At 60.2% G+C, this 26,155-nt stretch carries 24 protein-coding genes; 15 read left to right on the plus strand and 9 right to left on the minus strand.

From position 1 onward, the window contains the following. Positions 1-453: 453 nt before the first annotated feature. Positions 454-1,266 (plus strand): exodeoxyribonuclease III, encoded by an 813-nt coding sequence (gene xthA, locus NTD84_RS10360; protein ID WP_262165026.1) that lies wholly within the window; start codon positions 454-456, stop codon positions 1,264-1,266. Between the two features lie 202 nt (positions 1,267-1,468). Next, complete coding sequence (locus NTD84_RS10365; RefSeq protein WP_262165027.1) at positions 1,469-2,809, plus strand: phosphate ABC transporter substrate-binding/OmpA family protein; 1,341 nt, start codon at positions 1,469-1,471, stop codon at positions 2,807-2,809. A 135-nt stretch (positions 2,810-2,944) separates the two neighbouring features. Here the strand turns inward: NTD84_RS10365 and NTD84_RS10370 are convergent, their stop codons facing one another. Together NTD84_RS10370 and NTD84_RS10375 are read right to left on the minus strand one after the other, a co-directional pair. Then, positions 2,945-3,463, minus strand: coding sequence for an ankyrin repeat domain-containing protein (locus tag NTD84_RS10370; RefSeq protein WP_262165028.1), 519 nt, complete (start codon positions 3,461-3,463; stop codon positions 2,945-2,947). Between the two features lie 96 nt (positions 3,464-3,559). Continuing rightward, positions 3,560-5,398 (minus strand): long-chain-acyl-CoA synthetase, encoded by a 1,839-nt coding sequence (locus tag NTD84_RS10375; protein ID WP_262165029.1) that lies wholly within the window; start codon positions 5,396-5,398, stop codon positions 3,560-3,562. A gap of 342 nt (positions 5,399-5,740) precedes the next feature. Here NTD84_RS10375 and NTD84_RS10380 point away from each other — a divergent pair, with 342 nt between their 5' ends. Further along, entirely contained in the window at positions 5,741-6,019 is a 279-nt protein-coding gene (locus NTD84_RS10380; RefSeq protein WP_315975565.1) for a DUF3509 domain-containing protein, read from the plus strand. A gap of 102 nt (positions 6,020-6,121) precedes the next feature. On the opposite strand, the gene mtnC is transcribed toward NTD84_RS10380, so the two are convergent. The 5 genes from mtnC to aroC are packed head-to-tail and all read right to left on the minus strand — an operon-like array spanning position 6,122 to position 10,257. Continuing rightward, complete coding sequence (mtnC, locus tag NTD84_RS10385; RefSeq protein WP_262165031.1) at positions 6,122-6,805, minus strand: acireductone synthase; 684 nt, start codon at positions 6,803-6,805, stop codon at positions 6,122-6,124. Between the two features lie 4 nt (positions 6,806-6,809). Further along, positions 6,810-7,355: a 1,2-dihydroxy-3-keto-5-methylthiopentene dioxygenase gene (locus tag NTD84_RS10390; RefSeq protein WP_262165032.1), complete on the minus strand. Its 546-nt coding sequence runs from the start codon at positions 7,353-7,355 to the stop codon at positions 6,810-6,812. A 12-nt stretch (positions 7,356-7,367) separates the two neighbouring features. Continuing rightward, positions 7,368-7,988, minus strand: coding sequence for a methylthioribulose 1-phosphate dehydratase (locus NTD84_RS10395; RefSeq protein WP_262165033.1), 621 nt, complete (start codon positions 7,986-7,988; stop codon positions 7,368-7,370). Beyond that, positions 7,985-9,136 carry an MFS transporter gene (locus NTD84_RS10400; protein WP_262165034.1) on the minus strand — a complete coding sequence of 384 codons (1,152 nt, stop codon included), beginning with the start codon at positions 9,134-9,136 and terminating at the stop codon, positions 7,985-7,987. Before NTD84_RS10400 ends, NTD84_RS10395 begins: the two co-directional genes overlap by 4 nt. A 29-nt stretch (positions 9,137-9,165) precedes the next feature. Further along, positions 9,166-10,257 carry a chorismate synthase gene (aroC, locus tag NTD84_RS10405; protein ID WP_262165035.1) on the minus strand — a complete coding sequence of 364 codons (1,092 nt, stop codon included), beginning with the start codon at positions 10,255-10,257 and terminating at the stop codon, positions 9,166-9,168. 129 nt (positions 10,258-10,386) lie between these two features. Between aroC and NTD84_RS10410 the strand changes: the two genes are divergently transcribed. After that, entirely contained in the window at positions 10,387-11,340 is a 954-nt protein-coding gene (locus NTD84_RS10410; protein ID WP_262165036.1) for an alpha/beta hydrolase, read from the plus strand. A gap of 99 nt (positions 11,341-11,439) precedes the next feature. Then, on the plus strand, positions 11,440-12,231 hold the full coding sequence (locus NTD84_RS10415) for a hypothetical protein (RefSeq protein ID WP_262165037.1): 792 nt from the start codon (positions 11,440-11,442) through the stop codon (positions 12,229-12,231). Positions 12,232-12,364: 133 nt separating this feature from the next. Here NTD84_RS10415 and prmB read toward each other — a convergent pair whose 3' ends face one another. Beyond that, complete coding sequence (gene prmB / locus NTD84_RS10420) at positions 12,365-13,273, minus strand: 50S ribosomal protein L3 N(5)-glutamine methyltransferase (RefSeq protein WP_262165038.1); 909 nt, start codon at positions 13,271-13,273, stop codon at positions 12,365-12,367. A gap of 239 nt (positions 13,274-13,512) precedes the next feature. On the opposite strand from prmB, the gene NTD84_RS10425 reads away from it, so the two are divergent. The 10 genes from NTD84_RS10425 to NTD84_RS10470 all read left to right on the plus strand — a co-directional run bounded on the left by NTD84_RS10425 (position 13,513) and on the right by NTD84_RS10470 (position 25,509). Further along, positions 13,513-14,103, plus strand: a complete 591-nt coding sequence (locus tag NTD84_RS10425) for a cysteine hydrolase family protein (protein WP_262165039.1) — start codon at positions 13,513-13,515, stop codon at positions 14,101-14,103. Between the two features lie 131 nt (positions 14,104-14,234). Continuing rightward, positions 14,235-14,555: a hypothetical protein gene (locus tag NTD84_RS10430; protein WP_262165040.1), complete on the plus strand. Its 321-nt coding sequence runs from the start codon at positions 14,235-14,237 to the stop codon at positions 14,553-14,555. 86 nt (positions 14,556-14,641) lie between these two features. Beyond that, entirely contained in the window at positions 14,642-15,199 is a 558-nt protein-coding gene (locus tag NTD84_RS10435) for a Smr/MutS family protein (RefSeq protein WP_262165041.1), read from the plus strand. Positions 15,200-15,276: 77 nt separating this feature from the next. After that, positions 15,277-15,822 carry a GTP cyclohydrolase I FolE gene (gene folE, locus NTD84_RS10440; RefSeq protein ID WP_003204506.1) on the plus strand — a complete coding sequence of 182 codons (546 nt, stop codon included), beginning with the start codon at positions 15,277-15,279 and terminating at the stop codon, positions 15,820-15,822. Between the two features lie 101 nt (positions 15,823-15,923). After that, complete coding sequence (locus NTD84_RS10445; RefSeq protein ID WP_262165042.1) at positions 15,924-16,295, plus strand: glutathione S-transferase N-terminal domain-containing protein; 372 nt, start codon at positions 15,924-15,926, stop codon at positions 16,293-16,295. Positions 16,296-16,677: 382 nt separating this feature from the next. Further along, complete coding sequence (locus tag NTD84_RS10450; RefSeq protein WP_262165043.1) at positions 16,678-18,027, plus strand: NCS2 family permease; 1,350 nt, start codon at positions 16,678-16,680, stop codon at positions 18,025-18,027. A gap of 79 nt (positions 18,028-18,106) precedes the next feature. Further along, positions 18,107-18,736, plus strand: a complete 630-nt coding sequence (locus NTD84_RS10455; protein ID WP_262165044.1) for a LysE family translocator — start codon at positions 18,107-18,109, stop codon at positions 18,734-18,736. A 150-nt stretch (positions 18,737-18,886) separates the two neighbouring features. Then, the gene (locus NTD84_RS10460) at positions 18,887-22,132 is read left to right on the plus strand and encodes a calcium-binding protein (protein WP_262165045.1); all 3,246 of its coding nucleotides are present in this window, start codon (positions 18,887-18,889) and stop codon (positions 22,130-22,132) included. A gap of 167 nt (positions 22,133-22,299) precedes the next feature. Next, positions 22,300-23,877, plus strand: a complete 1,578-nt coding sequence (locus tag NTD84_RS10465; RefSeq protein WP_262165046.1) for a hypothetical protein — start codon at positions 22,300-22,302, stop codon at positions 23,875-23,877. Between the two features lie 228 nt (positions 23,878-24,105). Beyond that, positions 24,106-25,509, plus strand: coding sequence for a hypothetical protein (locus NTD84_RS10470; RefSeq protein WP_262165047.1), 1,404 nt, complete (start codon positions 24,106-24,108; stop codon positions 25,507-25,509). 141 nt (positions 25,510-25,650) lie between these two features. On the opposite strand, the gene uraH is transcribed toward NTD84_RS10470, so the two are convergent. Continuing rightward, a complete protein-coding gene (gene uraH, locus NTD84_RS10475) occupies positions 25,651-26,004 on the minus strand; it encodes a hydroxyisourate hydrolase (RefSeq protein WP_008031462.1) in 354 nt (117 codons plus the stop codon). Between the last annotated feature and the right edge of the window lie 151 nt (positions 26,005-26,155).

The raw sequence follows: 26,155 nt of genomic DNA on the forward strand, positions 1-26,155 counted from the left end.
CTCGGTGCCCTTGAAACTCAGGACCTTGAAGTCGTGGTGAACGGTGGGGATCTGCAGGGTGAATTGAGGAAAATCAGCAGGTGCGAGCATGCACTCATCCTTTTGCTTCGATAGCCCATCCTTGAGCCGAGATAAAAAGATACGACGCTCGTGACATGCAGGGCCCGAGCGAATCGCAAGAATCCGAAACGCTAGCAGCGGGCATGGAAGAATGATGTAGGAAGGGGCCTGAAGCTGTGTGCGAATGTTCTTGCGTTACTCATTGTTGCGGTGAACAGCGAGGTTCATTCGCCAATGCGGTGTGTCAGTCGACATTGATTAGGGACCGACTTGCTCGCGAAGACGGCTTATGCAGCAACCATATCTGACAAAACACGGTGAATCCCCTCACCGCACACTGGCCCGATTCCTACAGGTCAGCTAGCATCGGCCTTTTGCCAGGACCTGCCGACCATGAAGATCGTCTCCTTCAACATCAACGGGCTGCGCGCTCGCCCCCATCAGCTGGCGGCGCTGATCGAAAAGCATCAACCCGACGTGATTGGCCTGCAGGAAACCAAGGTCCACGATGACCAGTTCCCGCTGGCCGAGGTTCAGGCGCTGGGCTATCACGTGTATTTCCATGGACAAAAGGGTCACTACGGCGTTGCCCTGCTCTCTCGCAAGGAACCGCTGGCGCTGCACAAAGGTTTCGTCACCGACGAAGAAGACGCGCAGCGCCGCTTCATCTGGGGCACTTTCGCCGACGCCAATGGTGTGCCGGTGACCATCATGAACGGCTATTTCCCACAGGGCGAAAGCCGCGACCACCCCACCAAATTCCCGGCCAAGGAGCGTTTCTACAACGATCTGCAGCACTTGCTCGAAAGCCAGTTCCACAATGAACAGCCACTGGTAGTGATGGGCGATGTGAACATTTCCCCGGAAGACTGCGACATCGGCATCGGCCCGGACAACATGAAACGCTGGCTGAAAACCGGTAAATGCAGCTTCCTGCCGGAAGAGCGCGAGTGGATGGCCCGTTTGAAGAACTGGGGCCTGGTCGACAGCTTCCGTCACCTGAACCCGGACGTGGCCGATCGTTTCAGTTGGTTCGACTACCGCAGCCGCGGATTTGAGGATGAACCCAAGCGCGGGCTGCGGATTGACGTGATCATGGCGTCTCACGGGTTGTTGCCGCGGGTCAAGGATGCCGGCGTGGACTACGAACTGCGCGGGATGGAAAAACCGTCGGATCATGCGCCGATCTGGCTTGAGTTGAGCTGATCTACCAGATTCACGCGGATCTTATGGGGAGCGGGCTTGCTCCGGGTGGCGTTGCGACGCACGTGGTGTAACGGTCGATACTGATATCGACCGACACGCCGCCATCGCGAGCAAGCTTGCTCCTACAGTAGTAACTGTCATCTTTCGGAAACCTTACTGACTTATTCTCCCGGCACTTTCCTTGGCTTTGTAAGGTGCGGGCATGACGCTGCGCGTTTTATTCCTGTTAATGCTGTGTGCCGGGCTGCCAGTCACCGCATCGGCCGCTGACTTGCCGACGCCCAAACAAGGTCCGGTGCTGCGCATCCAGGGTTCCAACACCATCGGCGCGGCGCTGGGCCCGGCGCTGGTTGAAGGCCTGATGCGCGACCAGGGTTTGCTCAAGGTACACAGTGAGGCGCAAGACACCGCCAACGAACTGCGGGTGGTTGGCGAAACCGCGCAGGGTCGTCGGGTTGAGGTGGAGGTCGCGGCCCACGGTTCCAGCACCGGGTTCAGCGCCCTGAAAACCGCAACCGCGGACCTCGCCGCCTCTTCGCGCCCGATCAAGGACAGCGAACTGCTCGCCCTGCAATCCCTGGGTGATCTGAAAAGCCCCAGGGCCGAGCAGGTCATCGCCATCGATGGCCTGGCCATCATTCTTCATCCGCAGAATCCGCTGAATCAACTCGACACCGAGCAACTGGCGCGCATCTTCAGCGGCGAAGCGAAAACCTGGGAAGAACTCGGCGGCCACGGTGGGACCATTCATCTTTATGCGCGGGATGATCAGTCAGGCACCTACGACACCTTCAAGGAAGTGGTCCTCAGCCGACGTGGGAAAAATCTGAACAGCGCGGCGAAAAGGTTCGAGTCCAGCGAGCAGTTGTCCGATGCGGTCAGCCTCGACCCGCAGGGCATCGGTTTCATCGGCCTGCCCTATGTACGCCAGGCCAAAGCCGTGGCGATTGTCGATGGCCAGTCCCAGGCGATGTTGCCGCTTAACAGTCTGATCGCCACCGAGGACTATCCGTTATCGCGCCGGCTGTTTTTCTACCTGCCGCCGAACGGCAAAAATCCCTGGGCCGAAGCGCTGGTGGCGTTTGCCCAAAGCAGCAGAGGCCAGGCGATCGTTGCGGCCAACGGGTTTATCGCCCAGACCGTGCAAGCCATGACCGTTACGCCGAATGCGTTGATGCCCGAAGGCTATCAGGCGCTCAGTCGCCATGCCCAGCGCCTGAGCGTGAACTTCCGCTTCGAAGAGGGCAGCGCGACCCTGGACAACAAGGCCCGGCAGGACCTGACGCGGGTGCTGGATTACCTCAAGCAGAATGAGAAGACTGACCGGCAGGTAACGCTGGTGGGTTTTGGTGATGCCAAGAGCGATCCGGCGCGCGCCGACCTGCTGTCGAAGTTGCGGGCCATGGCGGTGCGGCGCGAGCTGGTGAAAAGCGGCGTGGTGTTCCGCGAGATCCGCGGCTTCGGCGCCGAGATGCCGGTGGCGGCCAACAGCGCGGATGAAGGGCGGATCAAAAATCGGCGGGTTGAGGTTTGGGTTTACTGAATGTGCCCGGTTGTACGCATCCCTGTAGGAGCGAGCACGCTCGCGATGGTCGTCAACGATTACGCGGGCCGTCTGGTTCAACGCGGCGCGCTTGCGTCCATCGCCAGCCTACTGGCGCTTACCGCTGTCGCCTGATCACCCCAGCAACTTCTGCAACTGCGCCGTGGTATCCACCGCGCCCATCGTCTTGGCCGCATCCAGCGCCGAGATGCCATTGGCATCCTTGGCCTTCGGATCAGCGCCTTTACTGATCAGGTAGTCGACAATTTCCACACGGTTGAACATAGCCGCCATCATCAGCGCGGTGCGGCCGTCGAACGACGAGCCCTCCACCTGCGCGCCACCGTCAACCAGCGCCTTGACCACTGCCAGATCACCTTTGAAGGCCGCGCCGGCAATCGGGCTCTGGCCGTTGTCGTTGCGGATCTCCGGGTCGGCTTTGTGTTCAAGCAGGACTTTCACCGTTTCCACATGGCCGTGGTAAGCGGCCAGCATCAGCAGGGTGTCGCCCTTGTGGTTACGCAGGTTCGGCGGCAGGCCTTTGGTCAGCAGCGCAGCCATCATGGCCGCATCGCCCTCGCGCGCTTTGTTGAAGACCTGCTCGGCAAACTCGGCGGCTTCTTCGGGGGTCATCTGGCGGCTTTGGTCGGACATTGGAGACTCCACTTACAGTTATTCGCAAAGCCGACAGTTTCCCGAGCAGCCCCATGGCTGTCACTTGTTTTTTCTCAAGGGGCGCCATAGCCGTCATCAATAGCGGTACTTGCCACCCTGAATTTCCGCCAACAATTGTTCGGTAACCTGCACGTAAGTCTCGGTTCCCGGCAGCCAGGCGTAGATCGGATCATCGCCCGTCCGGCCCGGGTCGAAGGCTTCGTCCTTGAGCCGGGTCTTCTGGTATTTGAACGTGCCAGTGGTGTCCATTTTCACTTTCACCCGCAGGAACAACGGCACCGCATAGGCCGGCATGTGCGCGCGGACGAACGCCAGCAGCTCGCTGAAATCCAGGGTCGCCAGGGACTCGGCGGGCGTGATCGCCGCCATCCCCGCGCGGCCATTGGTGTTGCGCACTTCCACCCCGTAGGCCACGGCTTCGGAAATGTTCGGGTGTTGCAGGAGGATATTCTCGACCTCGGTGGTCGAGACGTTTTCGCCCTTCCAGCGGAAGGTGTCACCCAGGCGATCGACGAACTGCGCGTGGCCGAAACCGATGTTGCGCAGCAGGTCACCGGTATTGAAGTAACGGTCGCCCTTCTCGAACACATCGTGGAGCACGACTTTTTCGGTCTTCTGCGGATCGGTATAACCGTCCAACGGTGCCTTGTCGTCGATCTTCGCCAGCAACAACCCCTGCTCGCCCTTGGCCACCTTGCGCATGAAGCCCGTCGCCTCGCGCGTGGGTGCCCCGCTGTCGTGGTCGTAGGCAGCCAGCTCCCAGGACATCAGAGAAAACCCCACGGTGTTGTCAAAGTTGAGCACGTTGGTAAAACCGATGTTGCCGTCGCTGGCGGCGTACAACTCGCAGATGTGCCGGACGCCAAAGCGCGTCTTGAACTCGTGCCACGCTCCAGGGCGCAGGCCATTGCCGATCATCTTCGTCACGCCGTGCCGGCTGTCGTCGGCACTCGCCGGTTGATCGACCAGGTAGCGGCACAATTCGCCGACGTAACCGACGGTGGTCGCGCGGTAGCTCCTCACGTCGTTCCAGAACTGGCTGGCGCTGAACTTGCGGCGGATGGCGAATCCCGCTGCGCCGCTGATCGCTGAGCCCCAGCACACGCACAGCCCGGTGGCGTGATACAGCGGCAAAGTGCAATAGACGACGTCGTCGGGGCGCATGTCCAGCGCGATCAAGCCGAAACTCGCGGAGCTGCGCATCCAGCGGCCATGTTTGAACACGCCGGCCTTGGGCAGCCCGGTGGTGCCCGAGGTGTAAATGTAGAAACACGGATCGTCGAGATACACCTGCTGGCTGCTGACGGGGTTGTCGTCGGGGCCGTCCGCCGTTGCGGTCATCAGGTTGATGAAACCGTCGGGCGCAATGCCCGGTTGGCGGTAAGTGTCCTGGTCGGCGACAAACCAGGTACGCGCAGGATCGATCGAAACCCGCTCGCGAACCGCCGCAAACGCCGGGACCAGCTCTTCACCGACAATGATCGCCGCAGGTGCCACCAGGTTCAGGCTATGGGCCAGGGTGTCGCGGGTCTGCGAAGTGTTGAGCAGGGCACTGATTGCACCGACCTTGGCCAGCGCCAGAATCGCCACCAGCAATTCCGGGCGATTCTCGATGAACACCGCCACCACATCGCCCTTGCGGATACCTTGGGCAATCAGGTGATGCGCGATGCGATTGGCCCACCGATTGACCTGTGAATAGCTGAGCGCCACGGGCCCCTGCAGCAATGCCGGGCCGTCAGGGTTGCGCAAGGTCGCTTGCTCGAAACTCCAGCCGAGGCCACACGGTTGGGTCGGGTCCTTGACGTTGGCGGCCTTCATACCCTTGACCACCCGCGGCAGGGCTTTGGCAATTGAAGGCAGCTTGCGGAGCATCATGCCCCAGGTAATCGTGTCGTTCGTGGTGCGGCTCATGCTGGCTCCCGTTCGATCTTTTTATTGTCGGGCGACGGTGATTGAGCCCGAAAATACGTCAACGGTTCTTGAGCTGTACACGCGGTTTTTGAAATGTTTTGTATCCGCCGACGGTGCAGCGGAAACACGAACGCCAGGGGTTCGAATGGTTCCATTGCGTCGCCGGCCATCTCGCAAAATGCAGGATGCACGATGGCCCTTCATGCAGATTGCACGAAAGCAAAAAATACAGATATTCTTAACTTACTGATTTATAACGATTTTAAAAATTACAAATGCTGGCACAATCGCTGCAACTACCTCCGCATGCTTGCCATTCCAGAGCCTACGGAGCTGATAGACATGAGCCTGATCCAAGAAAAATTTACCTCCCTGTTCTCCAACTTCGACGTCACCACCCAGCCTCGTCCGGACGGTGGCATTTTGCTGACCCTGCGCAGCAACGAAGGCAAAGTCTTTAAACGCTCGATTTCCTATCAGCAGCTGCATGCCGGTGATCAGCTGTCTTGGGTAATCAGCGCCATCCGCCGTGACCTGGCCGAACAAGCCAGTGAGTTGCCGCAGATCTCCATGCTGCAGAGCCAGCAGCGCTTTGCCCTGCCGACCTATCATTCGGCGTAAACGTTTTCAGCTGTAAACAAACAGGCCGTGAAAGCCAGCGCTTCACGGCCTGAGTTGTTTCTGGATCAACGCAAATCCCATGTGGGAGCGGTGCGTTGACCCTTAGAACGTGGAGGGATTGATCCGCTCGAAGCTGTCGACGGTCACATGCCCCGCCAACTCCCCGCCTGCACGGGCCAAGCCACAGGTCGCCATGCCCGCCGCCCGCGCCGCATCCAGTTCTTCGACGATGTCAGAGAGGAAGACGATCTGCGCCGCCTCGACGCCAATTGTTTGGGTGATGTTCTGATAAGACTGTGCTTCCCGCTTCGGCCCGGAGGTCGTATCGAAATAGCCGCTGAACAGCGGCGACAAGTCCCCCGCCTCGGAGCAACCGAAAATCAGTTTCTGCGCCTGAATCGAACCCGAGGAATAAACAAACAGTTTGTAGCCCTCCTGATGCCAGCGCTTCAGCGCTTCAACTGCGTCTGGATAGACATGGCCTTTCAACTGACCTGCCTGATAGCCCTGGGCCCAGACCATGCCCTGCAACGCCTTGAGCGGCGTGGCCTTGCGGTCTTCGGCGATCCAGCCGAGGAGGATGGCGATGACGCGCTCGACGTCGGCGTCCGGCTCCTGGCTGTCTCGGCGCACCGCAGCCAGTTGTTCGGCCACATCGGCGCGGGTAGCGTGCTGGCGAACGAAGTCCGGCAAGTGTTTGGCGGCGTACGGAAACAGCACGTCGAACACAAAACTCACCGCGCTGGTGGTGCCTTCGATGTCGGTGAGGATGGCTTTGATCGGCATCGGCTCAATCCTCAAGACGCGGGAAGCGGCTGGCGATGTCTTCGCCGGTGAAATTAGCCACCCAGCCTTCGGGGTTGTTGAACAGGCGAATCGCCACGAAGTGCGGATGCTCGCCCATGTCGAACCAGTGCGGCGTGCCGGCCGGGACCGAGATCAGGTCGTTCTTCTCGCAGAGCACGGCGTACACGTAATCGTCGATGTGCAGGGTGAACAAGCCACGCCCGGCGACGAAAAATCGCACTTCATCTTCGCCATGGCGATGTTCGTCGAGGAACTTGGCGCGCAGCTCGGCTTTTTGTGGGTGATCGCTGTTCAGGCTGATCACATCGACGGTGATGTAACCGCGCTCGGTCATCAGTTGGTCGATTTGTTCCTGATACGCGGCAATCACTTCTTCCTGGCTGGCGCCCGGCTGGATTTTCGCCGCCGCTTGCCAGCGATCAAAGCGCACGCCCTGCTCGGCCAGGGTCGAGGCAATGTCTTCGAAATGGGTCAGCACCTTGTTCGGAATGTCAGGGCTTGAGACGTGGTAGACGGACAGGCTGCTCATCAGGGCAACTCCTTAACGCTTGAGGATCGAGCGCGTCTTCAATTCGCACTCGAACAAAAATTCAAAGGCCTCGATCTGCCGCAGCGCATCGCTCATGCGCGCGCCCCAGGTGTAGAGGCCATGACCGCGAATCAGATAGCCGACGCAATCAGGGTGGGCGTCCAGCCAAGGCTGCACCTTGGCGGCGAGGCGCGCAATATCCTGATCGTTGTCGAAAATCGGTACGCGCACTGTGGATTCGTGGGTCGAAATGCCGCTGAAGGCTTTCTGCAATTCGTAGTCTTCGAACTCGATAAAAGCCTCCGGCGTCAGGCGCGACAGCACCGTGGCGTTCACTGAATGGGTGTGCAGCACCGCGCCGATCTCCGGGCGCCAGTTGTAGAGCTGGGTGTGCAACAGCGTTTCGGCGGACGGTTTCTTGCCCGGCTCCAGACTGTTTCCCGACAGGTCGGTGGCCAGCACATCGTCGACGCCCAATTGGCCCTTGTGCTTGCCGGAGACGGTCAGCAACGCTTCAGTCGGCGACAGGCGCGTCGAATAATTGCTGCTGGTGGCCGGCGACCAGCCGCGGCCATAGAGGAAACGCCCGGCGTCGATGATGTCCTGGGCGAGGTGTTCACGGGTAAGGCTCATGGCCTGTCCTCTTGCATACGTGTGGCAATGATAACGGCAGCGGCAAAGGCTGCGAGACTGGCGATACTAAAGGTGAACGTGGCGCCGAGGGCATTCCAGCTGTAGCCGGAATACAACGCGCCGAGTGCCCCGCCGGTGCCGGCCAGCGCCGCGTACAACGCCTGGCCCTGCCCTTGCTGGCGAGCGCCGAAGCTACGTTGCACGAACTGGATGGCAGCCGCGTGAAAGCTGCCGAACGTCGCGGCGTGCAACACCTGGGCGAACAGCAACACCCCGACGAATTCCGCGAACGAACCCAGCAGCAGCCAGCGCAACGCCGCCAGCAGGAAACTCGCCAGCAGCACCCGGCGCACGGAAAACCGCGCCAGGATCTTGCTCATGGCGAGGAACATCAAGACCTCGGCAACCACGCCCAGCGCCCAGAGCATGCCGATCAAACCCCGGCTGTAACCCAGTCGTTCAAGGTGCAAGGTCAAAAACGTGTAATACGGACCGTGGCTCATCTGCATCAATGCCACACAAGCGTAGAACGCCAATACACCCGGCATGCGCAACTGCTTGAGAAAACCGTCCCCGACAATCCGCTCGCCTTGAACCGGTTGGGCATTCGGCACCCACAGGCTACTGACGACGATACCGGCCATGATCAGCACCAGCGCCAGCGGGTAGATGTCGAGGCTGAGCCATTCGAACAAGCGCCCCAGCGCCACCACCGTGATGATGAAACCGATGGAGCCCCACAAGCGAATCTGGCTGTAGCGCTGCGTCTGGCCCTTCAAGTGCGCCAGGGTGATGACTTCGAACTGCGGCAACACCGCGTGCCAGAAAAACGCGTGCAGGGCCATGACCATCGCCAGCCAGGCATAACTCTTGCTGACGAAAATCAGCGAAAAGGTCAGCAATGTGCAGGCCGCGCCGAAACGCACGATGGCCAGGCGCCGACCGGTGTAGTCGCCAAGCCAGCCCCAGATGTTCGGCGCGACGCAGCGCATCAGCATCGGGATCGCCACCAGTTCGCCAATGCGCGCGCTGGAAAAACCCAGGTGATCGAAGTACAGCGCCAGGAACGGCGCGGTCGAACCGAGCAAGGCGAAATAGAACAGATAGAAACTGGAGAGCCGCCAGTACGGGAGCGCCGCCACAGCCATCAGACTGCAGCGGCTGTAAAGTCAGCCATTTAAAGCTGACCCAGCACCGGAGTGCTCACGCGCACGTCGGCATTCTGTCCGCGGTGACGCAGCAGGTGGTCCATCAGCACGATGGCCATCATCGCTTCGGCGATCGGCGTTGCGCGGATGCCGACGCAGGGATCGTGACGGCCCTTGGTGATCACGTCGACCGGGTTGCCATGGATGTCGATGGAACGCCCCGGAGTGGTGATGCTCGAGGTCGGCTTCAGCGCCAGGTGCGCGACGATCGGCTGCCCGGACGAGATGCCGCCGAGAATGCCGCCGGCGTTGTTGCTGAGGAAACCTTCCGGGGTCAGTTCGTCACGGTGCTCGGTGCCGCGCTGGGCGACACTGGCGAAACCGGCGCCGATTTCCACGCCCTTGACCGCGTTGATGCTCATCAGCGCGTGGGCCAGCTCGGCATCAAGGCGGTCGAAAATCGGCTCGCCGAGGCCCGGCATCACGCCTTCGGCGACGACAGTGATCTTGGCGCCGACCGAATCCTGGTCGCGGCGCAACTGGTCCATATAGGCTTCCAGCTCCGGGACTTTGTCCGGATCAGGGCTGAAAAACGCATTCTCTTCCACCGAGTCCCAGGTCTTGAACGGGATCTCGATCGGCCCGAGCTGGCTCATGTAGCCGCGAATGACGATGCCCTGGCTGGCCAGGTACTTCTTGGCAATCGCGCCGGCCGCCACGCGCATGGCGGTTTCCCGCGCCGAGCTGCGGCCGCCGCCGCGGTAATCGCGCTCGCCATATTTGTGGTGGTAGGTGTAGTCGGCGTGGGCCGGGCGGAACAGGTCCTTGATTGCCGAGTAGTCCTTGGACTTCTGGTCGGTGTTGCGGATCAGCAGGCCGATGGCGCACCCGGTGGTGCGTCCTTCGAACACGCCGGAGAGGATTTCGACTTCGTCCGCTTCCTGGCGCTGGGTGGTGTGACGGCTGGTGCCCGGTTTGCGGCGATCGAGGTCGCGCTGCAAATCCTCCAGGGAAATCTCCAGACCCGGCGGGCAGCCGTCGACAATGGCGACCAACGCCGGACCATGGCTCTCGCCTGCGGTGGTGACAGTGAACAGCTTGCCGTATGTATTGCCGGACATGCAGGACGCTCCGTGAAATGAACCTGAATACGTAATGCGCGCCAGTATACGCAGGCTACCCAAGTAGTTCATCCTCGAACCTTATGGGTGGCCGCGGGTCCAACCGGCACCTTTGTGAATGATGGCGTGATGATGCTGCGAGTTTTAGCCTTGAGCCTTACCTTGTTTACCGGCTTCGTACAGGCCACTGTCCTGCAACGGCCCATTACGCTGGATACCGGCACCGGGGAGCTGTTCGGCTCATTGTTGCTGCCAAAATCCGACCAGCCCGTGCCGGTGGTCCTGATCATTTCCGGCTCCGGTCCTACGGATCGCGATGGCAACAACCCCGACGGTGGCCGTAACGACAGCCTCAAGCGCCTCGCCTGGGTGCTGGCCAAACACAACATCGCCAGCGTGCGCTACGACAAGCGCGGCGTGGCGGCGAGCCTCGCGGCGACTCCGGACGAACGCAACCTGTCAGTCGAGGCCTATGTGGCCGACGCCGAAGCCTGGGGCCGCAAGCTCAAGGCCGATCCGCGTTTTGGCCCGTTGATCCTGCTGGGCCACAGCGAAGGCGCGTTGATCGCCAGCCTCGCCGCGCCAAGCGTGGATGCTGGGGCGGTGATTTCCATGTCCGGCAGCGCCCGCCCTATCGACCAGGTTCTGCGCCAGCAACTGAGCAATCGCCTGCCACCACCGCTGATGCTGCGCAGCAACGAGCTGCTCGACAGCCTCAAGGCCGGCCACACCGACGACAACGTGCCGCCGCAATTGCAGGTCATTTTCCGCCCGAGCGTGCAGCCGTACCTGATTTCGCTGTTTCGCCAGGATCCAGCCGCCGCGTTCGCCCGATTGAAGATGCCGGCGTTGATCATTCAGGGCAGCAATGACATTCAGGTCGGTGTCGACGATGCACGGCTGCTGAAGGCGGCCAAACCGGACGCCGAACTGGCGCTGATCGACGGCATGAACCACGTCATGCGCATCGTGCCCAACGACGTCAAACGGCAACTGGCTTCCTATAAGGACCCGCAATTGCCCCTGGCCGCTGAGCTCGGCACGCGAATTCTCGGATTTATTGACGGACTTCGTACCCGTTAAGCGCTTTTTGCCCTCCAGTCTTGTAGAAAACGGCCGATAAGCCTTTGTCGCCAGCGCCAAGACTGGTGGCAAGCTGAGCTTGGACAGGATCTCGCCGTTATGACTGATACCCCGACTTCACCCGACACCACCGCTGAAAAAGACGCACCGACAGCGGCCGAGCTGCCGTGGGCGGACGTCCACGTCGAGCACCACAAGATGCTCCGTCTGGCGCCGTTGCAGATCGACCGCAACACCGGCGGGCGGCCGCTGCGCTTTGTCGAGTTTGGCTATGCCGAGCGCAACGACAAGAAACACAGCCTGTTGCGCATGACCATTTCGCTGCCCGGCCAGCGCGTGCGCAAGGAACAGAATCACCTCGACGTGTGGGTCGATCACACCAGCAAACGCGTGCGTTTCGGGCCGGACAGCGGTTTGCAGATCGAACCGATGAACCGGGGTCTCGGCCGCTATCTGGCGGCCCAGGCAATCACCTGGTTGAAAAAACGCTGGCCCGGCTACACCGTCGACGGCACCGACCTGAACAACAAGGACGCGCTGAACGAAGACACGCGCCTGCGTCGCGATCACTTTCTGCGGGTGCATGGTTTTGACGTGGTTTACGCCGACGCCCAGCATTTGAAGGGCAGCGTCAAGGCGGTACTGGTCGGCGATCTGCTGGCCGACTGGAACACCGAAAAGCTGCAGCAGGTGGAAATCCTCGAAGCGGCGCAGATGCTTCAGCAGGCCGAGCAGAACCTGGCCGAGCAGGAAGTGAAGCTGAAAAAGCACGAGGAAAAGGTCAGCAAGTACAAGCGTGAAGACGCCGGGCTGCGTTTCACCATCACCTGTCTGGTGGCATTCGCAATGTTTCAGGCAGGGTTGCTGATCTGGATTGCGACGCACCGATAACGGCTTGAACGTTATTACCTGTAGGAGCGAGCAAGCTCGCGATGGAGGTCAACGATAACGCGTGTCTACTGGAAAAGCGCGTCGCTTTCAGGTCCATCGCGAGCAAGCTCGCTCCTACAGATGATTGCCTGACTCAGACGCGGGACGCGAACAACGCCTGATGCGCCCGGCACTGCTCCGCCGTCAACATGAACACCCCATGCCCGCCGCGCTCGAAATCGAGCCAGGCGAAGTCGACCTCCGGGTACAGCGCTTCAACGTGAACCTGGCTATTGCCCACTTCGACAATCAGCAACCCCTTCTCGGTCAGATGGTCCGCCGCTTCGGCGAGCATACGGCGCACCAGGTTCAAACCATCGTCGCCACAGGCCAGGCCCAGTGCGGGTTCGTGCTGATATTCCTGCGGCATGTCGGCGAAATCTTCCGCATCGACGTAGGGCGGGTTCGACACGATCAGGTCGAAACGCTGCCCGGGCAAACCGTCGAAACCATCGCCCTGAACCGTGTACACGCGCTCATCGACGCCATGCCGCTCGATGTTCTTGTTGGCCACTTCCAGCGCCTCGAACGACAAGTCGGCCAACACCACTTCAGCGTTCTGGAACTCGTAGGCACAGGCGATACCGATGCAACCGGAGCCGGTGCACAGGTCAAGAATTCGCGCAGGCTCGGCGCCCAGCCATGGTGTGAACTGCTTTTCGATCAGCTCGCCAATCGGTGAACGCGGGATCAGCACACGCTCGTCGACGATGAACGACATGCCGCAGAACCACGCCTCGCCCAACAGGTAAGCGGTCGGAATGCGCTCTTCGATACGGCGTTTGAGCAGGCGCTGCAACCTGACCAGCTCATCGTCTTCCAGATTGCAGTCGAGGTAACTGTCAGAAATCTCCCACGGAAGATGCAACGCGCCCAGCACCAATTGACGGGCTTCGTCCCAGGCATTGTCGGTGCCATGGCCGAAAAACAGATCCTCCCCATGGAAGCGGCTGACGGCCCAACGGATATGGTCGCGCAGGGTGCGAAGGCGGGAAGTGATCACGAGGGCAAACTCCAGAAAAAACGACTGACGATTCTACCAGCCAAAACGCGCCACGACGACGCAGGAAACACAGAAGCTCAGACGTAGGACAAATCCATTTTTTGCGCTGGCTATTGAACAAAACGAGGATCTTGACAAGGCTACACGCCAGCAACGACGGCCCCTGCGATGGTAGCGATTCACAGAACCGCTCAGCCAGAGGACAATGTCGCAAAAGCCCCACCCGAAGGAGCCCCAGAATGTCCGTTCCAAAAACGATGTTTCAACTCAGCGGCCGCGGTTATGCAGCAGCCAATCTGAGCCATGCGACCCTTGTCATCATCGATGCCCAGAAAGAATACCTCAGCGGTCCCCTGGCCCTGAGCGGCATGGATGCTGCCGTCGCGAACATCAAGCAGCTGGTGGCTGCCGCCCGTACCGCCGGCCGCCCCATCGTGCATGTGCGCCACCTCGGCACCGTCGGCGGGTTGTTCGACCCGCAGGGCGAGCGCGGTGAATTCATCCCGGGCCTGGAGCCACTGGCCGACGAAACCATTATCGGCAAGCTGCTGCCCAGTGCGTTTCATGGCACCGAACTCCTGGAACGCCTGCAGAACCTCGGTTCGCTGGATCTGATCGTGTGTGGGTTCATGAGCCACTCCAGCGTCAGCACCACCGTGCGCGCTGCGAAAAACCTGGGCTTTCGTTGCACCCTCGTTGAAGACGCCTGCGCCACGCGGGATTTGCCCTACAAGGGTGGGGTGTTGAGCGCGGACCACGTTCAACAGGCCGAAATGGCGATCATGGCGGACAATTTCGCCACCCTCGCCCTGACCAACGATCTGATCTGATCGACGCTCGATGAGCGGTTCATGCCGCCGCTCATCCGCAAAAGCCTCTCATTAGCTGTAATTGTCATAGCCTCAGGAACATCCCGGTCAACTCCCGGTCGAAGGGCCGATACCCATTGAGGAAGGTCGGAATGAAGTTATCCGATGGTTTTGACGCACGCCGCTTGCGGCCCAAAGGCCAAAGCAACTGGCGTTTTCGATTCGGCGCAGCGTTCGCTGCCCTGCTGGCAACGTGCGGTGTCTTGCTGGCAATGGCCGGTGCCGCCAGCCTGCTCGGCCGCCCGCCGGCACTCGGCGAGCTGAACGCCAGTCCTCTGGGCTCGGCGATCATTCTGGCGGTTGGCTTGTTCCTGCTGTATCTGGGCGTCTGGCTGTGGCGTCGTTGCCGGCGCCGTGCGCGCCAGTCGCGAGCGCTGAACATGTCCCCGCATCTGATGAAAAAACACGACTGAATGGATGGCCTGGCGTTCTGACAGGCCCAATTGTTATCGATCGTGTCTCGACTTGGGTAAACTGGCCGCCCTTCGCGGAGGCTGACATGCAAGACGACGATTTTTCCCTGTTCAAAAGCGCGATCCAAGGCGTCAAGCCGATCAAACACGATCGCGCCGAAACCGGCAAACCCAAGGCTGACCGCGCGCAGATCGCCAAATTGCGCCAGGCTGCCACCGTGCGCACCGATGCCACCATCGTTGATGGGCTGTCCGATCAGTTCGTGATCGACGTCGGCCCGGAAGACGAGCTGATGTGGGCACGCGACGGTGTGCAGGAAAGCCAGATGCGCAAGCTCAAGATCGGCCAGATCCCGTTCGAAGGCAGCCTCGACCTGCACGGCATGACCGTGGAAAAGGCCCGGGAAACACTGTGGGCATTCCTCGCCGAAGCGACCAAATTCGAAATCCGCTGCGTCCGCGTCACCCACGGCAAAGCCGTACGCCTGGATGGCAAGCGCCCAATGATCAAAAGCCACGTCAACACCTGGCTGCGCCAGCATTCCCAAGTGCTCGGCTTCACCTCATGCCAGGCTAAACACGGCGGCGCCGGAGCGGTTTATGTGATGCTCAAACGGACCATGATGGAAGGCCGTGATGAGTAAAGTGGTTGCGACAAGCTTGCAGCGCCGTGTCTGCCACCGTACCCTTGCCCTTTGCGTAAAATCCCACAGGTAGTTTCATGTCCCTGGAACAGAATTACACCGCGATTCTCGGCCAACTGGGCGAGGACGTTTCCCGCGAGGGCCTGCTCGACACGCCCAAGCGTGCCGCCAAAGCCATGCAGTACCTCTGCCGCGGTTATGAACAGACACTGGAAGAGGTCACCAACGGTGCCTTGTTCAGCTCTGACAACAGCGAAATGGTGCTGGTGAAGGACATCGAGTTGTACTCGTTGTGCGAACACCACTTGTTGCCGTTTATCGGCAAGGCCCACGTCGCCTACATCCCGAGCGGCAAGGTGCTGGGTTTGTCGAAGGTTGCACGGATCGTCGATATGTACGCGCGTCGCCTGCAGATCCAGGAAAACCTCAGCCGCCAGATCGCCGACGCGGTCCAGCAGGTCACCGGCGCCCTCGGCGTGGCGGTGGTGATCGAGGCCAAGCACATGTGCATGATGATGCGCGGTGTGGAGAAGCAGAACTCTTCGATGATCACCTCGGTGATGCTCGGTGAGTTCCGGGAAAACGCCGCGACGCGCAGCGAGTTTCTCAGCCTGATCAAGTAATTCGCGGTAACGAAGAAAACCGGTATTCATCGCCGGTTTTTTTTCGCCCGTGAAAAATCAGGTAAGCTGCGCGCCTTCTTTCGCCCCGTGAGGCTTGTACTGTGTTCGTCAAAGCGCTTCGTGTCGGCCTCGGCCAACTGATCATCTTCATCGACTTCATCACCCGCCCTGGCAAGAAGCAGCGCCCCGCCGCCGCGCAGGCCCAGGTCGAAGCGGCCGCCAGGGACCTGACCCTGTATCAGTTCCACGCCTGCCCGTTCTGCGTGAAAACCCGCCGCACCCTGCGCCGCCTGAATGTGCCGGTGGCGTTGCGTGACGCGAAGAACAACGAACAGGATCGCCAGACGCTGCTGGAACAAGGCGGCAAGATCAAGGTGCCTTGCCTGCGCATTGAAGAAAATGGCCAGACGACCTGGATGTATGAGTCCAAGGCGATTATCGATTATCTGGACAAGCGGTTCGCGGCAGCCTGAAGTCTTTCGGGTGTCGCTGATGGCCTCATCGCTGGCAGGCCAGCTCCCACAGTGATTTGTGGTGCTCACAACACCTGTAGGAGCTGGCTTGCCAGCGATGAGGCCAGTACAACCGCCTCACATCCAACAAGAAAGCCGGCCCTTGAGCCGGTTTTTTTGTTTTTGACTCAAGCGGCTCCAGACGACATATATCCCAACTGCCAAACTTTTCGTCTACAAAACCAAAAACATTATTTGCATTATTTGTATACAAAAGCATAATCCACTGCGTGCGAGTTCCTGACCAAGCGGTCAACAAATTCGCGAATGCCTCAAAGGGCCGCTGCCACCCTCATGGGTCCGGCCCTGGAAATAACAATAAAACTCTTGAGGAGTACTCGCTGTGGAAAGCCGCAAATCCGAAGCCCCGACGCTGGAACTCTCGCCGCCGTTACGCAATGGCCTGCTGGAGCGCCTCTTCAAACTCACCCTGCACGGCACCACGGTGAAGACCGAGCTGATCGCCGGTCTGACCACCTTCATCACCATGGCCTACATCATCTTCGTCAACCCCAACATCATGGCCGACGCCGGGATCGATCACGGCGCAGCCTTCGTCGCGACCTGCATCGCGGCGGCGCTCGGTTGCCTGCTGATGGGCCTGTACGCCAACTGGCCGGTCGGGCTCGCGCCGGGCATGGGGCTCAACGCATTCTTCACCTACACCGTGGTCGGCACCATGGGCTACAACTGGGAAACTGCGCTCGGTGCGGTGTTCGTATCCGGCGTGCTGTTCATGATCCTGACCTTTTCGCGAATCCGCGAATGGCTGCTCAACAGCATTCCAGTGAGCCTGCGCTTTGCGATGGGAGCCGGGGTCGGTTTGTTTCTCGGACTGATCGGCTTGAAAACCGCCGGCATCGTTGTCGATAGCCCGGCCACCCTGATCAAGCTGGGCTCGTTGCGTGAACCTGGACCGCTGCTGGCCGCCATCTGCTTCCTGATGATCGCCGTGCTCAGCTACCACAAGGTGTTCGGCGCGATCCTCATCAGCATCATCACCGTAACGCTCGCCGGTTGGGGCCTGGGCCTGGTGCATTACGAGGGCATCCTGTCCGCCCCGCCGAGCCTGGCACCGACCTGGATGGCCATGAACATCGCCGGTGTGTTCAACGTCAGCATGATCAGCGTGGTGCTGGCCTTCCTGTTCGTGCACATGTTCGACACCGCCGGCACGTTGATGGGCGTCGCCCAGCGCGCCAACCTGGTGAACGCCGACGGCCGCATCGAAAACCTGTCCCGTGCAATGAAAGCCGACAGCGCCTCCAGCGTATTCGGGGCGATGGTCGGTGTGCCACCCGTCACCAGTTACGTGGAAAGTGCCGCCGGTGTCGCGGCGGGCGGTCGGACTGGTCTTACCGCCGTGACCGTAGGTGTGCTATTCATTGCCGCGATGTTTTTCGCCCCGCTGGCCGGCATGATCCCCGCGTATGCCACCGCCGGTGCGCTGATTTATGTAGCGATGCTGATGATGGGCGGCATGAAGCACATCGAATGGGACGAAGCGACCGACAGCATTCCGGCGATCGTTACCGCGATCATGATGCCGCTGACTTTCTCGGTCGCCGATGGCATCGCGCTGGGTTTCATCACGTACGTGGTGCTGAAGGCCTTCACCGGCAAGCACAAGGAAATTTCCGTCAGCCTGTGGGTGCTCTGCGCGATTTTCATCGCCAAGTTCATCTTCTTGTAAGCCGTCAACGCGGCAGGAACAGTGATTCAAAACAGCCTCACCCCGTCGGGTGAGGCTTTTGTGCAAATGGAGGAAAGTAATGAGTCTGGAAACCTGGCTGCTGTTCAGCGGCGCTGCGCTGGTGGTGATCCTGATCCCGGGACCCCTGTCGTTGTTGATGATCAGCAACAGTCTGAATTATGGTCTGCGCCGTTCCTACCCGGCGTTTCTCGGCGGCGTGATTGCCTCGATCTGCTTGCTCAGTGCATCGGCACTGGGCCTGGGCGCGTTGTTGCTGGCCTCGGAACAGCTGTTCAGCGCATTGAAAGTCGTCGGCGCGCTGTACCTGTTCTACCTCGCCTGGCAGAGCTGGCAGCAATCGCGTCGGCCGTCGGTGGGTGCCGAGGTGCCCCAGGCTGCGCCGGTGCCACGCTTCCGCGCGCTGTTCGGGCGTGCGTTCGTGCTGGGCGCGAGCAACCCGAAAGACATTCTGTTTTTCGCCGCGTTCCTGCCGCAATTTCTGAGCGCCGAACAACCGTTCCTCCCGCAATTGCTGGTGATGATCGCCACCTGGACGGTCCTGGATCTGCTTTGCAAGCTCGCCTACGGCCTCGGTGCCCACGGCGCCGCACGGTACTTGCGCACAGGCAGAGGCCAGAGCTGGTTCAACCGGATCAGTGCCGGATTGTTCGGTGGCGCCGGTGCCGCTTCGTTGCTGAGCGGGCACTGAGTTCAACTGATCGCCCATCCCGGCCGTATTAATCCGCCGTGGATGGGCGCCGTCACCCGCCGCAACACATGCACTACATAGTTATCGCTTTGCCCTTCCTCCGCTTCCTTACAGTTCGGCGTTTTACCCACGCCCAACAAGGAAGCCCCTATGGCCCAAACCTTCACGCTCGATCCAACCGACGTAAAAATCTCGGACGTCGACCCACCCAACCTGGCGACGCTCGACCCGGAGATCGCCGACTTCATCCGCAACGGCGCCCCCGACCGATCCCCCCGATCCGCCAGCAAACGCGAGCGAGTGCTGCGCGCCATGGACCAGTATTACGGCCCTCTCGCCCTCGGCCATTTCACGGTCAGCCGCGTAGAACTGCATCTGCTGAATGCCACGGTTGACGGCGCGCCGCTGGACATCGGCAACAGCAACTTTCGCCACACACCGCAAGAATTTATCGATGGCTTGCGCCTGAACGCGATCGACGTCGAACAGCGTATCTGGGCGAGCGGCAACGTCGGCGACTACACCATCCCGACGCTGCTGTTCGAGATCGCCACCCATCGTTCGGTCGGCGCCCCGCCGCTGTTCGGCGAGGCTCAAGGCCTCCACAGCAAAAAATTCGACCGACTGCTGCACGCCGCACAGAAGCTGGACATTCGCGATACCCGCCTGCCCGAAAATGTCCCCAGCTGGGTCAACAAACAAAAAAGCAAAGTGGTGAACAGCATGGGCGTCGGGCTCCAGGCGTTTGGCATCTACAGCGGCTTGATAGGCATTTCCGATGCGATCAAACGCGGCGACCGAACCGAAGCGGCCATCAGTGCCGGCGCGGTGGTGACCGAAGTCGGCTCGCTGATCATCGAACGCGGCCTGGTGAAAACGGCCCAGGAACTGATCGAAAACAGCGCGCGGATCTACCAGGGCTTTGCCAGGACCCAGTTCGGTCTGTACCTGGCGCGCGGCGCGGGTTTGATCGCTGGCGTGCTGACCCTGCCCTTCGACATCTATTTCGCGATCAAGGCGTTGAACGATGCGTCCCAGACGACCGGCAAGCAGGCGCTGGATTTTTACGTCGCCGCCGGCCTGAACCTGACCAGCGCCGCGCTGACCCTGATTCTCGGCACGGCCGCCATCGCCGGTTTCGCCCACGCCGGTCCGGTGGGCATCGCGGCGGCGGCCATCCTGATCACCGGTTCGCAGATCTACAGCGCCGTGCGCCAGGTGGATGACATCGACGACTACATCGAACTGAGCGTCGACGAGCGCCTTGTCACCGGTTTTCTCGCGTTCATCAACCAGAAGCCGCCGCAGCGCATTCATGACCGCCACACCATCGCCGTGGCCACTGACCAGCATTCGAAGATGCTCGGCAACCGAGCGCGCAAGTGGCTGAAAGGTGAGATGAAGGACACCATCGAAGCCATCGTCCACGGCAAGTTCGAGGTGGGCCTGAAAGCCGCCCAGGTGTTCTGGTTCGAATGGGACGCCCAGGGACGCGAATCCACGCCGTCCAAGGAGACCAAAGTGCCTTCGCTCAAGGACGGCGACGACACCATAGACGCCCGACATGGCGTACCCGCGGATCTTTCCGGCGTGGTCAAGGGAAGCGCTGGTGAATCGAAGGCCACGCTGTGGTTGCTGGGCGGCGGCAACGATACCGTCGTGGGTGTTGAAAAGAAACCCAATCACTTCAGTTACGGCAGCGGCATCAAGCACCTGACCGGCGGTGAAAAAGATGACCAGTTCCTGTTCGAAGGCGCCGCGCAGGCGCTCAAAGACACCCCGCCTGACAAGCCAAGCCACCTTCGCGGTGGGGACGGCAACAACACCCTGGTGTTCCAGGGCCAACTGGACAGCCGCGCAGCGACCCTCCACAAAGGCTTTGAAATCGACCTGCAACACGGCGGCATCGGGCTGCTGAGCGAAAGCGATTCGACGCGGTTCACTGCCCACACCACCCTGGAAAATATCGAGAACGTCGAAACGCTGGCCGGTGCGAGCAACATCGTCAAAGGCACCGCCAATGCCAACCGCATTGTCTCTCGAGGCCATGATCGGATTGACGCCGGCGCCGGCGATGACACGATCTATTTGATGGGCGGTTATGGTCAGGTCGCGGGCGGTGCCGGCAACGATCAGTACGTTATCGCGCACAAAAGCGGCACCGTCACGCTGATTGAAGACCCGCTGGAAGACAGCGTGATCATCATGGACTGGGCCTTTGAAAATATTCAGAAGTGGTCGATCGAAAACACCTCGCTGGTGGTCTCGTCACTGTGTGGCAAAGATGGCGAGTGGCCCGAGCAGACGTTGGTCATCAAGGACGTTTACAAAACCGTGGGAGACAAGCGCCAGTTTCAGGAGCACAAGTTGCGCTTCCTGACTGCGGACGGTTTCCAGTTGACCCCGGACCTTCCCGGCGAACTGACCGGCACCGGTAACCACATCCTGGAAGTGCTGATCCTGGTGAAGGGCACGCGCCCGGCACCGATGATCATGAATGGCCCTGCGCATGAGCTGTCCTCCGGTAAAACCGCACACTATTTTATTGATCGCGACCTGCGCCAGACTGTGTTCAACATTACAAAAAAAGATGACAAGGCGCTCAATACACTTCACATCGATTGTGAAAGTAGCGAAATGATCAAAGCCCAAGCCACTTACACCGTTGACGTTGAATCACGGAACAGCAACCACTATTTGAACTACGGTAACTTCAACCTGACGTTGCACTTCAACAATAAAACCATCGAATTGAAAAACCTTGCGACAGCGGCGTCCGGCACTTATACAAACGTGCGCGGCACTTCGTATCTGGTCAAAGGATTGGCGTTGAATCAATCGTTCAACCTGACGCTGCGTGACGGCGAGTCTTATCGGATAAAACTTCCTTCGCCGAACTATCTGGAGGACGTGAAAACCCCAGGCGTCAAACTATTTGACGGGCGACTCATGCTGGAGCCGCGAAACGGCCGTTATCTGTTACTTGCCCCCGAAGACAGCAAGCCGATTGTGCTGAAAGCCCTGGCGCAGCGGGTCGAATTCCCCGCCAGCGTGCAGAACACGGTGACGTCGCTAGAGGGCATGGGCGCGACCTATCACGTCTACCTCAACGGGGACACCATCCTGCGGATTGCCACGCCGGGCGCTGTCAAGCAGATCTCCAACGCATCCACCTGGCAGTTCTACTCAAGGGCCCTCGACCCGGCCGAGATCAAGTTGGCGGGAAACAAACTGCTGATTGGCCGCACCATCGTTTATCTGCCGCAATACAAGAGCGACGACATACCCGTTGAACAGATCTACGTGATCACTGCATCCGGCGTTACTTATGCCGTCGACCTGATCTTTGAGCAAGTCTATTTGCACACGCCGAAACTGGAACAGTTTCCCGACTGAAACTTGATCAGAACATCCCACGTAACATTTGCCCGCCGACAGCGATACATAGTTACCGCTTAACGCATTCGAACGTAAGAGATAGTGAAAAGCGTCCTGGCTGAGCGACTCCAGCCGGCCAGACGCACTTTCCCTACGCGTTCGTTATTTATTGACTGGAACATGATATGAAGCCGCCAAGAAAAATCCCCAAACCCTCTACACCGGACACCGATCCAACGGTCAGGGACACCTCGCCCGATGACGGTGCACCGCCCCGTCGCGAGTTGCCTGACCTGCCCGGACGCAACCCGGATGTACCTTCGAGCGATGGCTCGCCAGGAACCGGTCGCACTGAAGGCGATTCCGACAACCTCCCCCGCCAACCGCAAGTCGAGGTAGCGGACATGCCCATTTCCGGGCAAGCCGCAACGACCACCCGTGGTTCGCCCTCGGACATCAGCTTTTTGCCGTCCTTTCTGGTCAGCAGTCTGCCCGGGCCCCAGGCCGATGGATTGCGCTACGGCAAACGGCAAACGGTTTATGCGGAAATTGAACACGAAGGGGTCACCCTGGTTCGCCATGGCGATGACGGCGAGTACCGCGCGGCATGGGCCAACGAGCTGACGGCTTCGGGACCGGTGCTGGAAAGAATTGCCGAAACGGCCTTCTGGCGCAGGAAAAACACCGACGAACAAGCCGGACCGAGCGCGCGCAAGCGACCACGCCTGGAGGTGCAAGAGGACACGGCCTCCGGCGCGGACGCGTTGGTCAGCGATCTTCTCGCACAAAATGCCGTGCCTGTGGATTTGTCCACGGCGCTCTGGCGCAACTGGGGCACTTCGATGAAACCCGTTTCGGGCGAATCCCTGGAAATCGGTGGGCTGCACTATCGGCTGGTGCCCCATGGATTACCAGAGCGCAACGGCATTGCGTACCTGGAGCATCCGCGATTTTCGCCGTCGCGCTATGAAGCCTTCGAACGGATGCTGCACGAAGATCCGGGGCTGCAACCGCGCTGGGCGATCAAACGCGAAGGCCAGTGGGAAGTGCTGGGGGACCGCCTGCCGTTCGATAAGCCGCTGAAGGCGCATGTCGCGGAAACCTTCCGGGACTTTTCGGAGGTTTCCTTGAACACCGTCGCAAAGGGCGTCTTTGTCCGCGCCAATCATTCCGACGTGATCGACAGTCTGGGTCTTTCGGTCATGAAACAGACCTTTCGCCATTGGGTCGACCCGATTGGTGCGCGCGCTCCTCGACAGGATCTGGCCGACCCGCTGCTGATGCTGCCCGCCCTCCCAAGGACCCTCAACAGTGGCTGGATCGCGTTGCCTCCCGCCGAACTGGCGGGCGGGTTGCGGCGGCTGGACTTCGATCCGCAGCATTTCCCGGCGCAATGGAACACCTTCATCGCCGACCCTTCCAATCACAACCTCAAGCTATTGGTGAGCCATGTGCTGGGGCGCAATGGCTACAACGTTTTTCCACTGACCAGCGAACACCGCGGGCCAACGCTGGTGTTTACCCGCGCCAACCATGATTCGGTGTTTTTCCTGAAACTCGGCCAGGTCAACGGCGAGTCCATCCGCCAGGTCACCCCGTCCGGGGATGAGCTTTCCGACTCGCTGCTGACGCTGCGCATTGGTCAGGCGGCGCACGCGCGACTGCGTGTTGCCTTCGACCAGAACAAAGTGGTGTGGCTGATGGGCGGCACTCAGATAACGGCTACGGGCGCAGAGTCCGTGTTCATGATCAGGGAAGGTTAATCGCGCCTTTTGTCTCGCCGGCCATGCCGGCGAGAACTGCCTGCCACGTCGAACATTCCAACGATTCGAGAAGAAATGTCCATGAGACCCAAACCCCCTAATCGCCCAAAAGGCCCCGGCGCTTCAAGCGACAGCACACCCGGTACGCGCGACACGACCGCGGATCATGTACCCAGGTTTCCCGGTATTTCACCGGGTCATGACGCTCACCTGCCACAGCGGCCTGCAGTGACCGAGCAAGCACATACACCCGATGCCCGATCGCCGGCGATTCAAATAATCGATCTCCCGGCCGGCACTCACATCAGCCCGACCACCGTTTATCCCATCAGCGATTACTACCTGCCATCGAGCGTGGTTGAGCGGCTACCCGCTGCCGATTCGCGGACAGGCTTTCGATCGATTATCGCTGCGCGCAAATACGTCGATCTCATCGACGGCGGGACTGTGATGCTGGGCAGCGATCTGCAAGGCCACTTCCGTGCCAGACAACCTTCGGAACTGGTGCCGTCCGGCCCGCGACTCGAACGGGTGGAAGGCACGCTGCAATGGCGTCAGGTGCACGAGCGGGATTCTGAATTGCTCGTTACACGCCGCCCGCGGGAATACGATGGGCAGCAACAAGCGGGTCCGTCCAAACGACCGCGCCTGCCCGAAAACACCGTCGAACCCTGGAAAGACTGGGGGATCTCCGCCCAGCATGCATCGCCCGACGGCATCACCATTGACGGCGTGCACTACAAGACCGTGCCGCGCGCGGACGCGCCCAGCCATCCGATTGCCTATATCAAGAACCCGGCGCACCCGATCTATGACTTCGATCTGCTCCAGGGCATCCTGCGCCGAAACGTCGAACAACAACCCCGCGGCGCGATCCAGGTCCCGCCGAGTCACCGCTGGGAAGTCGACCCGACGCTGCCTTTTGACAGGACGCTAACTGATTATGTCGCCGCGTACTTCCCCGAGCTGTCGGACCTGTCGCTGCTGAACGTTGCGAGAAAACAGTTTTTCCTGGCCAATGGCTCGCACATCGCCACCGGCGCCGGGTTGACGACCCTGCGGCAAGTCTTCAACGACTGGAAAACCGCGAGCATCACGCCAAAACCGGACCTGGCCGACCCGTTGCTCATGCTTTCGATTTTGCAACCGGGTCCGGGCAAAGGCACTTCCCGGATACTGGAGGTGCCTGAACCGGGTGATCAGGTGTCGCTGCAGAGACTGGAATTTGATCCGAAGAAATTCCGCGAAGAATGGCGTTACTTCATCAGCACCCAATACGCCGGTGACATCAAGCGCTTCATGGAAGATCTGCTGAAGCGCAACGGCTACAGGGTGTTCGAGCCAACACCCGCCCAGTCCTACCCGGCATTGGTGTTCACGCGAACCGGGCACGACTTTGTGTTCCATATGACCTTGCACCGCGTGCACGGCCACCGGGTGCACATTCACGCCTCCAACGAACGGGGCTACGCGCCTGAGCGCCTGCCAGAACTGATCGGCCTGCCCGCCATGCGCGCCATGCAAAACGCCGAGGCGGCGAACAAACTGATCTGGCTGAAAGGTGGAGGGCAGATTTCGGCGGATCGCCCGGATTCGGTTTTTATCGTGCGGTCGGAAGATCCGAGGCTTTGAAAGGCTGATGTGGGGCAGTGACCACAGGAATCGTGACCTCTACTGATTGCCACACGAAAAAAAGCCCGCAGTGTGAGCGGGCGAAAGACCAAAGAAGCTATATGCGCAGTCGCTTCCAGGTTGAGGCAGCTGCTTGGGGGATCAGCTGCCGCGATACGTGGAATAACTGTAAGGCGAGATCAGCAACGGCACATGGTAGTGATCCTGTTCCGCAGAGATGCCGAACCGCAGCACCACTACATCCAGAAACGCCGGTTCCGGCAGCTGAACGCCACGGGCGCGGTAGTAATCGCCCGCATGAAACTGCACCTGATAGACCCCGGTGCGGTAGTCATCGCCCTGCAGCAACGGTGCATCGACACGGCCATCGCTGTTGGTGATTGCGCTGGCGACCAATTCCAGCTGCGAACCTTCAACGCGGTACAACTCGACCTTGATCGAGCTGCCCGGGCAACCGTGTGCAGCGTCCAAAACGTGTGTAGTCAAACGTCCCATTGATTCTGCGCGCCTGCTGCGTGAGCAGTCAGACCTCGCGCCTCCCGAAGTCAGTTGAAAAGGAGACCGCACCGATTCGGAGCACGAAAAGCTGCGGCGAGCGACTGATTAAGACACTTTTCAAAAAAATTGTACACAATAAAAACGACAT

The sequence above is a fragment of the Pseudomonas sp. 14P_8.1_Bac3 genome, assembly GCF_025466085.1.
Taxonomy (GTDB): domain Bacteria; phylum Pseudomonadota; class Gammaproteobacteria; order Pseudomonadales; family Pseudomonadaceae; genus Aquipseudomonas.

Coding starts and splice junctions, on each gene's coding strand:
- NTD84_RS10425 (WP_262165039.1), top strand. CDS start 13,513: ATGTCCGTTCCAAAAACGATGTTTCAACTCAGCGGCCGCGGTTATGCA.
- NTD84_RS10465 (WP_262165046.1), top strand. CDS start 22,300: ATGAAGCCGCCAAGAAAAATCCCCAAACCCTCTACACCGGACACCGAT.
- uraH (WP_008031462.1), bottom strand. CDS start 26,004: ATGGGACGTTTGACTACACACGTTTTGGACGCTGCACACGGTTGCCCG.
- NTD84_RS10380 (WP_315975565.1), top strand. CDS start 5,741: ATGAGCCTGATCCAAGAAAAATTTACCTCCCTGTTCTCCAACTTCGAC.
- NTD84_RS10365 (WP_262165027.1), top strand. CDS start 1,469: ATGACGCTGCGCGTTTTATTCCTGTTAATGCTGTGTGCCGGGCTGCCA.
- aroC (WP_262165035.1), bottom strand. CDS start 10,257: ATGTCCGGCAATACATACGGCAAGCTGTTCACTGTCACCACCGCAGGC.
- NTD84_RS10455 (WP_262165044.1), top strand. CDS start 18,107: ATGAGTCTGGAAACCTGGCTGCTGTTCAGCGGCGCTGCGCTGGTGGTG.
- NTD84_RS10435 (WP_262165041.1), top strand. CDS start 14,642: ATGCAAGACGACGATTTTTCCCTGTTCAAAAGCGCGATCCAAGGCGTC.
- NTD84_RS10415 (WP_262165037.1), top strand. CDS start 11,440: ATGACTGATACCCCGACTTCACCCGACACCACCGCTGAAAAAGACGCA.
- folE (WP_003204506.1), top strand. CDS start 15,277: ATGTCCCTGGAACAGAATTACACCGCGATTCTCGGCCAACTGGGCGAG.
- xthA (WP_262165026.1), top strand. CDS start 454: ATGAAGATCGTCTCCTTCAACATCAACGGGCTGCGCGCTCGCCCCCAT.
- NTD84_RS10430 (WP_262165040.1), top strand. CDS start 14,235: ATGAAGTTATCCGATGGTTTTGACGCACGCCGCTTGCGGCCCAAAGGC.
- NTD84_RS10400 (WP_262165034.1), bottom strand. CDS start 9,136: ATGGCTGTGGCGGCGCTCCCGTACTGGCGGCTCTCCAGTTTCTATCTG.
- NTD84_RS10460 (WP_262165045.1), top strand. CDS start 18,887: ATGGCCCAAACCTTCACGCTCGATCCAACCGACGTAAAAATCTCGGAC.
- NTD84_RS10395 (WP_262165033.1), bottom strand. CDS start 7,988: ATGAGCCTTACCCGTGAACACCTCGCCCAGGACATCATCGACGCCGGG.
- NTD84_RS10375 (WP_262165029.1), bottom strand. CDS start 5,398: ATGAGCCGCACCACGAACGACACGATTACCTGGGGCATGATGCTCCGC.
- NTD84_RS10370 (WP_262165028.1), bottom strand. CDS start 3,463: ATGTCCGACCAAAGCCGCCAGATGACCCCCGAAGAAGCCGCCGAGTTT.
- mtnC (WP_262165031.1), bottom strand. CDS start 6,805: ATGCCGATCAAAGCCATCCTCACCGACATCGAAGGCACCACCAGCGCG.
- NTD84_RS10390 (WP_262165032.1), bottom strand. CDS start 7,355: ATGAGCAGCCTGTCCGTCTACCACGTCTCAAGCCCTGACATTCCGAAC.
- NTD84_RS10410 (WP_262165036.1), top strand. CDS start 10,387: ATGATGCTGCGAGTTTTAGCCTTGAGCCTTACCTTGTTTACCGGCTTC.